The sequence below is a fragment of the Pseudomonas sp. R1-18 genome (assembly GCF_051132095.1).
Lineage (GTDB): Bacteria > Pseudomonadota > Gammaproteobacteria > Pseudomonadales > Pseudomonadaceae > Aquipseudomonas.
The window spans coordinates 2,681,834-2,696,427 of the sequence record NZ_CP071658.1; the positions used below are offsets into that span (position 1 = coordinate 2,681,834).

Consider the following 14,594-nt stretch of genomic DNA (forward strand, 5'->3'; position numbering starts at 1 on the left):
GGGCGTCAAAGGTCCAACTATAACAAGCTGTAAAACCGCGACGCCCGGCGCGATCAGGGCGATCCGGACAAGAGCCGGACCGCTATCGGAGGCACCGGCCGAGGCGCGGGCCGAAACAAAAAGTATGAACCGTCCAAAGCCGACGGGGTCTTGTACTCTGGGCGATGTGACCTTCCAAGCCATCTGAGGGCAATACTTGGATACATCAAAAGCTGCAACCGGCATCGCGGGTCTGGACGACATCCTTTCGGGCGGCCTTTCACGCGGGCATGTTTTCCTTCTTGAAGGACAGCCGGGCACCGGCAAGACGACCGTCGCGCTCCAGTTCATGCAGGCAGGCGCACGGGCCGGTGAAATCTCACTGTATATCACTCTGTCCGAGACCGATCGGGAACTGCGTGAGGGGGCGCGCTCCCATGGTTGGGAGCTGGACGACTCGATCAAAATCTACGAGCTGACGCCTCCGGAAAACCTGCTGGACTCGGAGCACAGCCAGTCGTTGCTCTACTCTTCCGATCTGGAGCTGGGTGAAGCGACCCGGCAGATTTTTGAAGTGGTCGAGCGGGTCAAGCCTGCGCGGGTGGTGATCGACAGCCTGTCGGAGATCCGCTTGCTGGCGCAAAGCTCGCTGCGCTATCGACGCCAGATCCTGGCGATCAAGCATTATTTCAGCCGCTACGACGCAACCGTCCTCCTGCTCGACGACCTCACCACTGAACTGCTCGACAAGACGGTTCACAGTGTCGCGCACGGGGTCATCCGCCTTGAAGAGCTGACACCCAACTATGGCGCGGAGCGACGTCGCCTCAAGGTGCTCAAATACCGTGGCCAGAAGTACCGCGGCGGTTTCCACGACTTCACCATCGTGCAAGGCGGCATCCAGGTATTTCCGCGCCTGGTCGCGGCGGAGCATCGCAACCGCTATGAGCGGCTGCAGCACAGCAGTGGCATAGCGGAACTTGACGCGCTGCTCGGTGGCGGTGTCGACGGCGGTTCGAGTACGTTGATTCTCGGCCCGTCGGGTACCGGCAAGTCGCTCATGGCGATGGTATTCGCCGCCAAGGCGGTGGCTCGTGGCGAGCGCGCCGGGCTGTTCATCTTCGACGAAGAACTGGGCCTGCTGTTTGACCGTATGAAGCTGATGGGTATCGACCTTGAAGCGTTGCAAGCCACCGGAAATCTGGTGATCGAGCAGATCGACGCAGCGGAGATGTCGCCTGGGGAATTTGCACACCGGGTGCGCCACGCGGTAGATGAGCTGCAGATCAAGACGCTGGTGATCGACAGCATCAACGGCTATCAGGCAGCAATGCCGGAAGAAAATGCGCTGATTCTGCACATGCACGAGCTGTTGCTGTATCTCAACCGCAGCGGCGCGGCAACCTTCATGACGGTGGCGCAGCACGGGCTGGTCGGCGACATGAGGATACCGGTCGACATCACCTACCTGGCGGATACCGTCATCCTGCTTCGATATTTCGAAGCACTGGGTGAAGTGCGCCGGGCGATTTCCGTGATCAAGAAGCGTACCGGCACCCACGAGTCGACCATCCGTGAATATCGCATCGGCTCCCAGGGACTGAAGATCGGCGAGCCGCTGGGCCAGTTCCAGGGCGTGCTGAGCGGGATACCCTCCTACCACGGCGACACCGGACCGCTGCTGACGGATGATGATTTGTGAACATGCGGGGATTGCTATCAGAGCGGGCGATAATCCTGACCCCTAAAGGTCGGGACAGCCAGATCGCGTTGCGAATCCTTAAGGAGGCCGGTTACCCAGGCCACGTTGTGACCAATCTCACGGAACTGCTGGCCGAGCTGAACGTGGGTGCCGGGCTGGCGATTATCGCCGATGAAGCCCTGCGCAATTGCGATCTGACGCCTTTGATTGACCTGCTGGCGCGCCAACCCACGTGGTCGGACTTGCCCATCGTCGTGTTGACCCACCACGGCGGACAGGACCAGACCCCTGCCGGCCGGCTGGGCAGCAAACTGGGGAACGTCACTTTCCTTGAGCGCCCTTTCCATCCGGTCACACTGGTCAGCCTCGTGACCACTGCGATTCGCGGCCGACGCCGGCAGTACGAAGCCCGGGCGCGGATGGAGGATCTGGTCGAAGGCGAGCGGCGCCTGCAGAACGCACTGACCGCTGGCCGGCTCGGTTCATGGCAGCTTGAAACCGGATCGCTGGAACTCAGTTGCTGTGAGATCACAAAGTCGCATTATGGCCGTGGCAAGCACGACCGCTTCGGTTACCACGACTGGCTGGACGCGGTGTACCCGCAGGATCAGCCACGCATGCAGTCGGCATTGCAGCGCAGTCTGGATATTGGCGTCGACTTCATCCTCGAGTATCGCAACCTGTGGCCGGACGGCTCGCTCAATTGGGTCGATGTTCGCGCGCGGGCGGTGCTGGACAAGAGCGGCAGAGTGTCATCGCTGGTCGGTGTAACCTCGGACATTACCGAGCGCAAGCTGGCCGAAGCCCAGTTGCGCAGCCTCAATGAAACCCTGGAACAGCAGGTCGAGGAACGCACTTCCCAGCTCCTGCATAAAGAAGAAGTGTTGCGCCAGTCGCAGAAAATGGAAGCGGTGGGCCAGCTCACAGGCGGCATCGCCCACGACTTCAACAACATGCTGACCGGCATCATCGGCAGCCTGGAATTGATTCGCCGTCGCCTGGCGCGCGGTCGCGTGGACGACCTCGACGGCCTGATCGATCTGGGTGTGACGTCCGCCAACCGGGCGGCCTCCCTTACCCACCGCCTGCTGGCGTTTTCCAGACGCCAGTCGCTGGACTCCAAGCCATTGGAGATGAACCACCTGATTACCGCGATGGGCGAGCTGATTCGTCGCAGCATCAACGAAAACATCAAGCTGGAAACACACCTGGACGAGCACCTCTGGACGGCGGTGGCTGACGCCAACCAGCTGGAAAATGCGTTGCTCAATCTGGTGCTCAACGCCCGCGATGCCATGCCGGGTGGCGGCCTGCTGCTGATCGAGACCTACAACCAGCGACTCGACAAGCAGTTCACCGACGCCCACGACAATCTGCTGCCGGGCGAATACGTGGTGTTGAGTGTCAGCGACACTGGCAGCGGCATGCCGGAAAACGTGATCAGTCGTGCGTTCGATCCGTTCTTCACGACCAAGCCGATCGGCCAGGGCACAGGCCTGGGTCTGTCGATGATTTACGGGTTCAGCAAACAGTCGCATGGCCACGTGGCGATCCAGAGCGAGGTCGGACGCGGCACCACCGTGCAGCTCTATCTGCCACGCTTCCAGGGCGTACAGGCCGACGACGAGGAAAACTGCCAGAGCAATACGCTTCAGGCCAAGCCAGGCGAAACCGTGCTGATCGTCGAAGACGATCCCGCGGTGCGTACCCTGGTGAGCGAAGTCCTCAGCGAATTAGGCTATTTGTACATCGAAGCGGCCGACGGGCCGAGCGCGGTACCGGTTCTCGAATCGGACCAGCGCATCGACCTGTTGATCAGTGATGTGGGCCTACCGGGCATGAATGGCCGGCAACTGGCTGAAATTGCCCGTCAATTGCGTCCGGCGCTGAAAGTGCTGTTCATCACCGGCTACGCCGAGCATGCGACGGTACGGGGCGGGTTCCTTGATACCGGCATGCAGATGATCACCAAGCCCTTTGCTTTCGATCACCTGACCTCCAAGGTCCGGGAGATGATCGAAGAGGCCTGAGCCGCGTCAGACGCCGAGGCGTCCGACGCGGGGAGTCAGGCCAGCAGGACCTGGATCTGCGACTGAAGGGTTTCCATGGTGAAGGGCTTGGCGAGGATTGGCGCCTTGGCGGCAATCGGACTCCCCGAATCGACGATTTCAGCCGGGTAGCCGCTGATGAAAATCACTTTGAGTTCCGGGCGCAGCTTTACCGCGGGCTCGGCGATCATGACTCCAGAGATGCCGCCGGGCAGGCGGTAATCGGTAATCATCAGATCCAGATGGGGCTTGGTCGCCAGAATCTCGAAAGCCTGCTCGCCGTTTTCGGCCTGCAATACCCGGTATCCCTCACCCGACAGATAATCTGACAACAGCATCAGAATCAGGGGCTCGTCTTCGACGATAAGTACGACGTTTTCTGCATCAGCGCTCATTGAACTGCCTTTGATCTTAAGTAGCTGCCATTACGACCGCGGCGCGTATCGTAGGTTGCGCCAATCTTCGGATAAATCGACAAGTTTCGTAGGTTTGTCTTACAAAGGCAGGCAGACCCTGAACGTCGAGCCCTTCCCCACTTCGCTCTCCACCTCGATCTGCCCGCCGTGGGCCAGCACGATCTGCTCGGAAATGAACAGCCCCAGCCCCAGACCGGCGACTGCGTGGTTGGCCGATACTCGCTCGAACTGCTGGAAAATACGCTTCTGGTTTTCCGGCGTGATGCCAATGCCTTGGTCGGTCACTTCGACGCAGGCGCGACCGTTGTCACTGAACACCTTGACGGTGATAGGCTTGCGGGCCCCGTAGCGCAAGGCGTTGGTCAACAGATTGGAAATCACCTGCTCGATACGGAACTCGTCCCAGACGCCTATTACCGGATCATCGGCAATCAGTGAGATCGATGATTCAGCGGCGGCGATCTGCGCGGCATAGTTTTCCAGCAGCTGGCGCACCAGCTCGCTGAGATCGAACGGCTGAGGGCGGATCGACAGCTTGCCGGTGCGGATGCGGGACACGTCGAGCATGTCTTCGATCAGGCGGATCAGGCTCTGGATCTGCCGCTCATCGCGCTCGACCATGGCATTGAGCTTTTCCATGGTGAACGCTGAAGCATTGCCTTTGGCCAGGTGCAACTTGCGCAGCTGGGTTTCCAGGATCAGGCCGTTGAGCGGCGTGCGCACTTCATGGGAGACGATGGACATGAAGTCGTCGCGCATGCGCACCGCATGCTCCAGATCGGCCTGGGTCGCCTGCAGGCGATTGAGCAGCACCTCCTGCTCGCGGCGGCTTTGTTCCAGCGCCTCGACCTGCAGTTTGACCGCCTTGCGCTGACGGTACAGGTCGACGAACACGTTGACCTTGCTCTTGACGGCATGGATGTCCAGCGGCTTGTGCAGAAAATCCACCGCGCCGCTTTCATAGCCCTTGAATGCGTAGTTGAGTTCACGGCCCGCCGCGCTGACGAACACGATGGGAATGTTCTTGGTCTTCTCGGTGCTGCGCATCAGTTCGGCCAGTTGAAAGCCGTCCATGCCCGGCATCTGCACATCAAGGATGGCCAGCGCGAACTCGTGCTGTAACAAAAGCGACAGGGCTTCGTCGGCTGACAGCGCCTTGAACACCGTACGGTCTTCGCGCTTGATCAGCGCTTCAAGCGCCAACAGGTTCTCCGGCAAATCATCGACGATCAGCAATTTTGCCTGGATGTCATTTAGCATGCGATTCGTTCCAGCTGGACCAGCAATTGGCCAATATCGTTCAAAGGTAGAAGGTAGTCCGGAGCCTGCAACGCGAGGGCAGCTTCGGGCATGGTACGCGCCTGAGACTGATCCGGGTCCTGAATTACCGTGAAACCACCATACTTCTTGATCTGCGCCAGTCCTTGCGCTCCGTCATTGTTGGCCCCGGTGAGCAACACCCCGGCGAGTCCGGGGCCGAATGCATCGGCGGCGGAGTCAAAGAGAATGTCGATGCTGGGCCGTGAGTAGTACACCCGGTCTTCCTGACTCAGGGAAAAGCTGTAGTCGTTCTCGACCGACAAGTGATAGCCCGCCGGAGCGAAATACAGCGTGCCGGGGGCGATGCTTTCCTTGTCGTCGGCTTCCTTGACCGGGATCGGCAGGCGACTGCCGAACACATGCGCCAACTGACTGCGGCGATCGTCCGGCAAATGCAGAACAGTAATGATCGGCAAGCGAAATCCGGGCGCGATACGGCTGAAGATGCGCAGCAACGCTTCGACACCGCCTGCCGAAGCCCCCACGACAATCGCCTCGACCCTGGGCAGCGGGTCGCTGGCCGAGCCCGCCATGAAGGATTTTTTCATGATTTGCGGTAGATCCGCTCGGGCTTGACCAGGGTCTCGAAGGCGCCGCTGTAGGCCGAGAAATCCAGCGTTTCCTTGCTGCCCAGCGCGAGAAAACCCCGATGACACAAAGAATCGTGGAACAGACCAAAGGCCCGGTCCTGAAGTTTCTTGTTGAAATAGATCAGTACGTTGCGGCAGGAGATCAACTGGGTTTCGGAAAACACGCTGTCGGTCGCCAGACTATGGTCGGCAAAGGTGACATTCTCGCGAAGCGTCTTGTCGAAAATCGCGTATTCGTAGGCTGAGGTGTAGTAGTCGGAGAAATCCCGCTGCCCGCCTGCCTTGATGTAGTTCTGGTTGTAGGCCCGCACGTTTTCCATGGAAAAGATCCCTTGCTTGGCTTTCTCCAGCGAGGTGGGATTGATATCCGTAGCGTAGATGATCGTGCGGTCAAGCAAACCCTCTTCGCGCAGCAGAATCGCCGTTGAGTAGACTTCCTCCCCCGTGCTGCATCCCGCAATCCAGACTTTGATCGACGGGTAGGTGCGCAGTAACGGCACCACTTCCTGGCGGATCGCGAGAAAATGCGACGGATCGCGGAACATCTCGCTGACCGGGATGGTGAGCAGTTGCAGCAGCTGCATGAATGCCGCCGGATCGTGCAGCACCCGCTCCTGCAACGCAGAAATGGTGCTGCAATCGAACTGACGAAGGGCATGCGCGACGCGCCGCTTGATCGACGCGCCGGAGTAGTCGCGAAAGTCGTAGCTGTATTTGAGGTAGATCGCCTCAATCAACAGCCGCAACTCGATGTCAGCGTTGCGATCGAGAAGCATGCTTGAACCTGAAGATACTCGTAAGGATGGTGGCTTTGGCTACCATGGCTCAAATACGTTCCATTTTTGGCAGCCAGACCCGGATCAGGGAAAACAGGCGATCCAGATCGATGGGCTTGGCCAGGTAGTCGTTGGAACCGGCCTGCAGGCAGCGCTCCTGATCGTCCTTCATGGCCTTGGCGGTCACGGCGATGATCGGCAGCTTGCGCCAGCGCGGGTCCTTGCGGATCTCGGTGGTGGCTTCATAGCCGTCCATCTCCGGCATCATCACGTCCATCAGCACAAGATCGATATCCGGAATCTCGTTGAGGCGGGCGATGGCCTCAAGACCGTTGCGGGCAATCTCGACCACGGCACCCTTGTGTTCCAGCGCGCTGGTCAGAGCAAAGATGTTGCGCACATCGTCATCTACCACCAGGATCTTGCGCGCCTCGAATACCTTGTCGCGGCTGCGCGCGGTGCGCAGCATCTTCTGCCGCTCGTTGGACAGCTGCGACTCGACCTTGTGCAGGAACAGCGTCACTTCGTCCAGCAACCGCTCTGGCGAGCGCGCGCCCTTGATGATGATCGAACGCGAATACTTCATCAGTTCGGCTTCTTCATCGCGGGTCATGTTGCGGCCGGTGTAGACAATCACTGGCGGGAACGCGCAGATATCCTCGGTGGACATGCGCCGCAGCAACTCGTCGCCGTGCATGTCGGGCAACTTGAGGTCAATGATCATGCAGTCGTAGACATGGTCACGCAGCAGGTCGAGCCCTTCCTGCGCCAGGCCCACCGCGGTGATCTCGATATCATCGTCGCCGATCAGCCGGGCAATGCTGTCTCGTTGCAGGGCATCGTCCTCGACCAGCAGGATGCGTTTGACCTTCTGGGTCAGCTTGGCTTCCAGCTTGGCGAAAACATCCTTGAGTTCTTCGCGGGTGGTCGGCTTGACCGCGTAGCCGATGGCGCCCATGTGCATGGCCGCTTCCTGGCGGTCTTCGACGGAAATCACGTGGACCGGAATGTGGCGGGTGGTTGCCAGCTCCTTGAGGCGCTGCAGTACCGTCAGCCCTGAATGATCCGGCAGACGCATGTCCAGCAGAATGGCGTCGGGCGTGAACTGCGCCGCGAGGTTAAAGCCTTCATCGGCCGCATGGGCGACCAGGCACTGGTACCCCAGCTCATGGGCCAGGTCGTAAAGAATGCCCGCAAAGGAAATGTCATCCTCGATGACCAGAATGCAGCGCTGGCCAGTGCGGGCCATGTCGCGGTCGTCATCGAAGGAGGCGACCGGCTCGCTGACCGGGGCCGCGAGCACAGGCGTTGGCACCGGTGCTGGCAGTGGAGCCGGGGCCGGCGTGGCGACCACCGCCGTTACAGGCGACTGCGCCGCTGTGGCCCCCGGTTCCTGCGGGGTCTGCTCGACGTAGCGCTCCGGCAACACCAGGGTGAAGATGCTGCCCTGCCCCGGCGCGCTGGTAACGCTGATCGAACCGCCCAAAAGCGCCGCCAGGTCGCGGGAAATCGACAGGCCCAGACCCGTGCCGCCGTAACGACGGTTGGTGGTGCCGTCGGCCTGACGGAACGCTTCGAAGATGCTTTGCTGATGTTCTTCGGCAATGCCGATGCCGGAGTCGCGCACCGTGAACGCGATGCCTTCGCCCGGCTGGCGCGACACGATCATGCTCACCGAACCTGCCTCGGTGAACTTGATGGCGTTGGACAGCAGGTTCTTGAGAATCTGCTCCAGGCGCTGACGGTCAGTGTGCAGCATGGTCGGCGCGCCCGGCTGCAGCTCGATACTGAACTCCAGACGTTTTTCGGCGGCCAGTGGCTGGAACATGCTGCGCAGTCCTTCCACCAGACGCGACACGCTGCTGTTCTCCGGGCGCACTTCCAGCTTGCCGGCCTCGACCTTGGAGATGTCGAGAATGTCATTGATCAGATTCAGCAGATCGTTGCCCGCCGAGTAGATCGACTCGGCAAACTTGACCTGCTCGGCGGTCAGGTTTTCGGTCGGGTTCTCGGCCAGCAGCTTGGCGAGGATCAGCGAGCTGTTGAGCGGCGTGCGCAGCTCGTGGGACATGTTGGCGAGGAACTCGGACTTGTACTTGCTGGAGCGTTGCAGCTCATCGGCGCGCGCCTGCAGCTCAATCTGCGCCATGCTCAGTTCTTCGTTGTTGCGGTCCAGCGCGTCACGCTGATCGGCCAGTGCCTGGCTCTGCTCGGCCAGTTGTTCGTTGGTCTGCTCCAGCTCGGCCTGTTGGGTCTCGAGGTTGACCTGGGATTCCTTGAGAATCCGTGACTGTTCTTCCAGCTCTTCGTTGGCGGTGCGCAACTCTTCCTGCTGGACCTGCAGTTCTTCGTTGAGCTGCTGGGTTTCGGTCAGCACCTCTTGCAGGCGCTGGCGATAGCGCGCGGCTTCAATGGAGGTGCCGACGTTGTCGGAAATCAGCTCCAGAAACTCGACATCGCGCTCGGTAAGCGCGCGCAGGAAGCCCAGCTCGATCACGCCGTTGACCTGATCATCGTTGCTGGTAGGCACGATCACCACGCTGCGCGGCGAACCGTCACCCAGGCCGGAAGCGACCTTGAAGTAGTCACCGGGGACTTCGTCCAGCGTGATGATGCGGTCCTGCTGCGCAGCCTGACCGACGATGCCTTCACCGGCGTAGATGGTCTGATCCTGCTGTTCCTGTTCGCGGGAGAACCCGTACGTCGCCACCCGCACCAGGCTGCCATGCTCCTGGCGCACATAGAGCGCGGCCACCACAGCGCCCAGATGCCGGGCGATAAATTGAAGCGTATTGCGGCCGAGCATGTGCAAGGTCAGTTGGCCCAGCACTTGCGCGGCCAGTTCGGTCTGGCCGTTGCGCAGCCATGCGATCTTCTGCAGGCGCTCGGCGTTGAGCTCCTGCTGCCTCATGTTTTCGCTGTAGGTGTCGGACAGCGTCAGTAGATCCTTGCGGCCAACGTAGGCCAGGATGCCGCTCACTACCAGGACGAAAATCAGGTACAGGGTCACCGACAGGATGGTGGTGCGGGTGACCTCGGCGTTCCGGGTCAGACGCAGCTGCTGCTCCATGGCGACGGCCTGGTCGTACTCCATGCGGATTTCATCGGTAATGCGCTTGCCGCGCCCCGACTGCACGGGGCTCAGAAAGTCACCGTTGCTGCGCCGCAGGTCTATCATGCCCTGAGCGAAGCGATTCCACTCTTCCTGCAAAGTCAGCAGGCGTCGGAAGCGATCCAGCTGCGTGGGATTGTCGACCACCAGTTCTTTGATACCCGCGAGTTCCGCGAGCAGCACCGGCTTGGCCACCTCGTAAGGGTCGAGGAAATGCTGCTCGCCAGTCAGCAGGTAACCGCGCATGCCGGTTTCCATGTCGATGGAAAGCTTCATCGCCCGGTTGGTGTTATTAATGACCCGGTCGGTGTGCTCCACCCACTGGATAACCGACAGCAGGTAGCTGATCAGCAGAATGAAGAACACCGCACTCAATACGCCGACACCCAGAGGTAAACCGACGTTACGCCCCAGTAATTTCCGGAAGCGTTGCTCATCGACTACAGACGTCCGATTCATGAAAAGTCCTTGGCGGGATAATCAAAACCATGGAGTTTGCCGTAAATCGATGAAAAAGACTCTGCTTTCTCGCATAGCATGTTGAAATTTCACACATAAATAGGCGATAAGCTGCCGCCGATTCCACAAGGCATGCTTGGTGGCGCTCAGCAGCGCAATGCGCGATGTGCGAGTGGCGAAATGGAACTTCCGGGCCGGTTGATTTACTGATGCACAACCCCCGCACGAAAACCGGGCAACGGAATCTGGAGTCCTGCGTCAGGACGGCGCGGCGAGCCCGACCCTGGAGCGGCTGGATCTCGTCCGGGCCGCAAAAGCGACCGCCACTATTTTTTATACCTTAGAGGAAGCCAACCATGTCTGAAGCAGCCAGTACCATCCTGGTGGTCGAGGATGACAACATCGTGCGCATGCTCATCGTCGATGTGCTCGAAGAACTGGAATACCGCGTACTGGAAGCCGCCGACGCTGCCGAAGCACTGGCTTTCGTCAAGGACGAAGCCAACGGCATCGACCTGCTGATGACCGACCAAGGCCTGCCGGATATGCGCGGCACCGACCTGGCGGCTCTGGTTCGCGAGCTGCGCCCGCAGTTGCCGGTGTTGTTTGCCAGCGGCTATTCGGACACCATCGATGTACCCGACGGCATGCACTCGATTGGCAAGCCGTTCTCCATCGACGACCTCCGCGACAAGGTAAAAAGCATTCTTGAGTAAGCACGATCCGCAACACTCCGGCGTCCGGCCCTCAGCCGCGACCCGCCTGCTGATTATCGGCTATGTATGGCCGGAACCACGCTCATCGGCCGCCAGCGGCCACGTCATGCAGTTGATCCGGTGTTTTCTGGAACAGGACTGGCAGATCACCTTCGCCAGCCCCGCCACCGAAGGCGAGCACAAGGCCGATCTGGCCAGCCTGGGCATCGACGAAGTGCGTATCGAGCTGAACAACAGCAGCTTCGATGCTTTCATCAGTGAGTTGAAGCCTGATGTGGTGCTGTTCGATCAGTTCATGATTGAGGAGCAGTTTGGCTGGCGCGTCGAGCAACATTGCCCGGACGCGCTGCGAATTCTCGAAACCTCCGATCTGCAAAGCCTGCGCCACAGCCGCCATCAGCTCCTCAAAGATCACTTGAATGAATCTCCGCAACAGGATGATTTTTCGGGTTTTTTCTCCACAGTCGAGGCAGCGCTTTTCGCTTCGATGGCGGGTACCGATCTGGCACAGCGCGAGATTGCCGCGCTTTACCGTTGCGACCTGAATCTGATGACATCAGACGTGGAGATCGACCTGCTGACGCGCCGGTTCGGCATGCCGGCGTCGATCCTGCACTGGTGCCCGCTGATGCTCGATGCGGTCGCGGACGAGGTGCCGGGCTTTGACCAGCGCGCGCATTTTTTGACCATCGGTAACTTCCGGCATGCGCCCAACTGGGACGCGGTGTTATGGATGAAGAATGCTGTCTGGCCGCTGATTCGTCAGCGAATGCCCGACGCGCAGTTCCATATCTATGGCGCCTACACCCCGCCCAAGGCCACCGCACTGCACAACGCCGCCCAGGGTTTTCATGTCATGAACTGGGCCGAGGATGCATTGCAGGTGATGTCGGCGGCGCGGGTCTGCCTGGCGCCGCTGCGGTTCGGCGCGGGCATCAAGGGCAAGCTGATCGATGCCATGCAATGCGGAACGCCGTCGGTGACCACGCCGGTCGGCGCGGAAGCCATGACCGGCGATAGGGCCTGGCCGGGTTTGGTGAGCAGCAGCGCCGGGCAGTTTGCCGACGCGGCGGTGCGGCTTTATCAGGACCGGGACCTGTGGAACCAGGCGCAGGCGGCCGGCCTTGCACTGTTGAATGCGCGCTATCTGCATCAACAGCATTGCGCCAGCCTGATCGAGCGCATCCACGCCCTGCGTGAGGACCTGCCTCGCCACCGGCTGGGTAATTTCACCGGCAGCATGCTGCGACACCACCACCTCAAAAGCACCAAATACATGGCGCAGTGGATCGAGGCGAAGAACCGCCCCGGGCAGCTGTAGTGCCGCTGTGTGTGTGTGTGTGTGCTTCTGCCCGAAGGGCGTAGGAGCGGACTTGTCCGCGAAGGGCCAGTGCAGGTGCAGCAGATGTATCGCTGGTGACCACGCCTTCGCGGGCACGCGAAGAGGCCGGGGCATACACAAGAATTGCTTAACCCAGGACCCTCACCCCAACGGTTTGCGCAGCAGGTAGGTGTCCATGATCCAGCCTTTGCGCAGCCGTGCTTCCTGGCGGCGTTGCCTGATCGGTTCGCACAGGTCGTCGAGCCTGCCCGCGAGCAGGATTTCGTCGTCGGTGCCCAGGTAGGCGCCCCAGTAGATGTCCAGACCCTGCCCTGCGAAACGCTCGAACGTGCAGTGCGCGTCGAGCATCACGACCGTGTTTTCGACCTCATCCGGACGGCAGGTCGCAAGCCGCCGCCCCGTGGTGATCCGCACCGGCTCGCCGATGCGATTGAGCGGGATGCGGTGCCGGGCGGCGAGCGCCTGAACGCTGCTGATACCGGGGATCACTCGATAGTCGAACACTTCCCTGCCCCGCGCCAGAATCCGGTCGATGATCCGCAAAGTGCCGTCGTACAGCGCAGGGTCGCCCCACACCAGCAGAGCCCCGGTTTCCTCAGGCCCCAGATGCTCGGCAATCAAACGCTCCAGCAGCAGTGAACGCTGGTCGTGCCAGTGCGCCACGCTGTGTTCATACGCCTGCTCCCCAGCCCCCACCCGATCGTCACGCTTCGGATCGCGGACCCGCACCCAGCGGTAACTTGAATGGGTGATAAGGCGCCGACAGATTTCTTCGCGCCAGCGCAACAGGTCGCCCGCTTCAGGCCCTTTGTCCAGCACGAAGAACACCTGCACGCGATTGAGCGCATTGACGGCCTCGACCGTAATTTGTTCGGGGTTTCCGGCACCCACGCCGATCAGCAGGATCTGTTTCATCGGACACACTCTGGGCACATGCAAGGCAAATAAGGCACATTAGCCGCCTGGCAATTTTTCAAACGGCCAAACGATGAATAAAACAACAAAAATCACCGACCCTTCCTACGAGCTGATGGATGACCATAACGGCCTGTCCATCATCTACCGCGAACACGGGTTTCCCTGCCCGCTGGTGCGCTGGCATTTCCACAAGGAGTACGAGCTGCACTTGATCGTCGCGAGCTCGGGCAAGGTCTTCGTCGGCGACTATATCGGTAATTTCAACCCTGCAAGCCTGTTTCTCACAGGCCCCAACCTGCCGCACAACTGGATCAGCCAGATCGAGCACAACGAGGTAATCGACAAGCGCGACATGCTGGTCAATTTCACTGACGAGCTGTTCGAAAGCGGCAATCAGGTGTTCGCGGAACTCAAAACCCTGGCCCCGCTGCTGGAGCGCGCGCAGTACGGCATCGAGTTTCGCTGCAAGCGGACGATTCGTCAGGCCACGAAGCTGATGCAGAAGATCGCCGATTCGCGCGGCATTACCCGTCTGGGGCATTTTCTTATCCTGCTGGAACTGCTGGCCGCCAGTGACGATTACCAGCTGCTGTCCGGGACCGCGGGAATCCAGATGGCCGACGAGCAGAGTGTCGATCGCACCAACCGTGCGGTGGATTACATCTTTGCTCACTACGGCCGTGAGCTGCCGCTCGAAGAAGTGGCCGAGTATCTGGGCATGAAGCCGACCTACTTTTCCAGGGTGTTCAAGCAGGCCACGGGGCGCTGCTTCGTGGAGTTCGTCAATCGGTTGCGAATAAGCAAATCCTGTGAGCTGCTGGCCGACGGTAACAAGCCGGTGACCGACGTCTGTTTCGAGTCCGGATTCGGCAACATCTCCAACTTCAACCGCCGCTTTCAGCAACTGAAGGGCATGACTCCTTCGCATTACCGGCGCCTCGCCGTGCAGCGCCTGACCGAACAGAACCTGTACTGATTCGTCCTGCGGCGCGGCACATCGACTACGCTGAATGGGCTCTGACCCTTGATGCTGGGCGTTCGCGGGATGCTGCCCAGCCTCCGGCCAGTGCAAAAAAGTATCGGTCGGAGTGCGGTGCAGGATTTGTCATTCCCCGTCAAGCCCGCTGTAATCGGTCCACATCTTCCTCCCCTCCGGAAGAGACAAAAACAATAACCAACCTTCTATCGCTCACTGGGCATGGAAGAGGAGTGATCA

General features: G+C 60.2%; 11 protein-coding genes. 5 read left to right on the forward strand and 6 right to left on the reverse strand.

Translation table 11 applies throughout. From position 1 onward, the window contains the following. Positions 1–196: 196 nt before the first annotated feature. Both J3P77_RS12400 and J3P77_RS12405 read left to right on the forward strand, forming a co-directional pair. On the forward strand, positions 197–1,681 hold the full coding sequence (locus tag J3P77_RS12400) for an ATPase domain-containing protein (protein ID WP_434676926.1): 1,485 nt from the start codon (positions 197–199) through the stop codon (positions 1,679–1,681). Continuing rightward, positions 1,678–3,711, forward strand: coding sequence for a response regulator (locus J3P77_RS12405; RefSeq protein WP_434676927.1), 2,034 nt, complete (start codon positions 1,678–1,680; stop codon positions 3,709–3,711). The genes J3P77_RS12400 and J3P77_RS12405 overlap by 4 nt, the downstream gene beginning before the upstream one ends. A 35-nt stretch (positions 3,712–3,746) precedes the next feature. On the opposite strand, the gene J3P77_RS12410 is transcribed toward J3P77_RS12405, so the two are convergent. The 5 genes from J3P77_RS12410 to J3P77_RS12430 all read right to left on the reverse strand — a co-directional run bounded on the left by J3P77_RS12410 (position 3,747) and on the right by J3P77_RS12430 (position 10,402). Next, positions 3,747–4,124, reverse strand: a complete 378-nt coding sequence (locus J3P77_RS12410; RefSeq protein ID WP_434676928.1) for a response regulator — start codon at positions 4,122–4,124, stop codon at positions 3,747–3,749. A gap of 99 nt (positions 4,125–4,223) precedes the next feature. Continuing rightward, positions 4,224–5,405 (reverse strand): hybrid sensor histidine kinase/response regulator, encoded by a 1,182-nt coding sequence (locus tag J3P77_RS12415; RefSeq protein ID WP_434676929.1) that lies wholly within the window; start codon positions 5,403–5,405, stop codon positions 4,224–4,226. Then, positions 5,399–6,013 carry a chemotaxis protein CheB gene (locus J3P77_RS12420; protein WP_434676930.1) on the reverse strand — a complete coding sequence of 205 codons (615 nt, stop codon included), beginning with the start codon at positions 6,011–6,013 and terminating at the stop codon, positions 5,399–5,401. The genes J3P77_RS12415 and J3P77_RS12420 overlap by 7 nt, the downstream gene beginning before the upstream one ends. Beyond that, on the reverse strand, positions 6,010–6,831 hold the full coding sequence (locus tag J3P77_RS12425) for a CheR family methyltransferase (RefSeq protein ID WP_434676931.1): 822 nt from the start codon (positions 6,829–6,831) through the stop codon (positions 6,010–6,012). Before J3P77_RS12425 ends, J3P77_RS12420 begins: the two co-directional genes overlap by 4 nt. 49 nt (positions 6,832–6,880) lie before the next feature. After that, on the reverse strand, positions 6,881–10,402 hold the full coding sequence (locus J3P77_RS12430) for a response regulator (protein ID WP_434676932.1): 3,522 nt from the start codon (positions 10,400–10,402) through the stop codon (positions 6,881–6,883). Positions 10,403–10,758: 356 nt separating this feature from the next. Here J3P77_RS12430 and J3P77_RS12435 point away from each other — a divergent pair, with 356 nt between their 5' ends. Beyond that, positions 10,759–11,118 carry a response regulator gene (locus J3P77_RS12435; protein WP_434676933.1) on the forward strand — a complete coding sequence of 120 codons (360 nt, stop codon included), beginning with the start codon at positions 10,759–10,761 and terminating at the stop codon, positions 11,116–11,118. After that, positions 11,111–12,439: a glycosyltransferase gene (locus J3P77_RS12440; RefSeq protein WP_434676934.1), complete on the forward strand. Its 1,329-nt coding sequence runs from the start codon at positions 11,111–11,113 to the stop codon at positions 12,437–12,439. The genes J3P77_RS12435 and J3P77_RS12440 overlap by 8 nt, the downstream gene beginning before the upstream one ends. A gap of 162 nt (positions 12,440–12,601) precedes the next feature. On the opposite strand, the gene cobF is transcribed toward J3P77_RS12440, so the two are convergent. Further along, a complete protein-coding gene (gene cobF, locus J3P77_RS12445) occupies positions 12,602–13,375 on the reverse strand; it encodes a precorrin-6A synthase (deacetylating) (RefSeq protein WP_434676935.1) in 774 nt (257 codons plus the stop codon). A gap of 73 nt (positions 13,376–13,448) precedes the next feature. Here cobF and J3P77_RS12450 point away from each other — a divergent pair, with 73 nt between their 5' ends. Beyond that, positions 13,449–14,354, forward strand: coding sequence for an AraC family transcriptional regulator (locus tag J3P77_RS12450; protein ID WP_434676936.1), 906 nt, complete (start codon positions 13,449–13,451; stop codon positions 14,352–14,354). Positions 14,355–14,594: the final 240 nt, after the last annotated feature.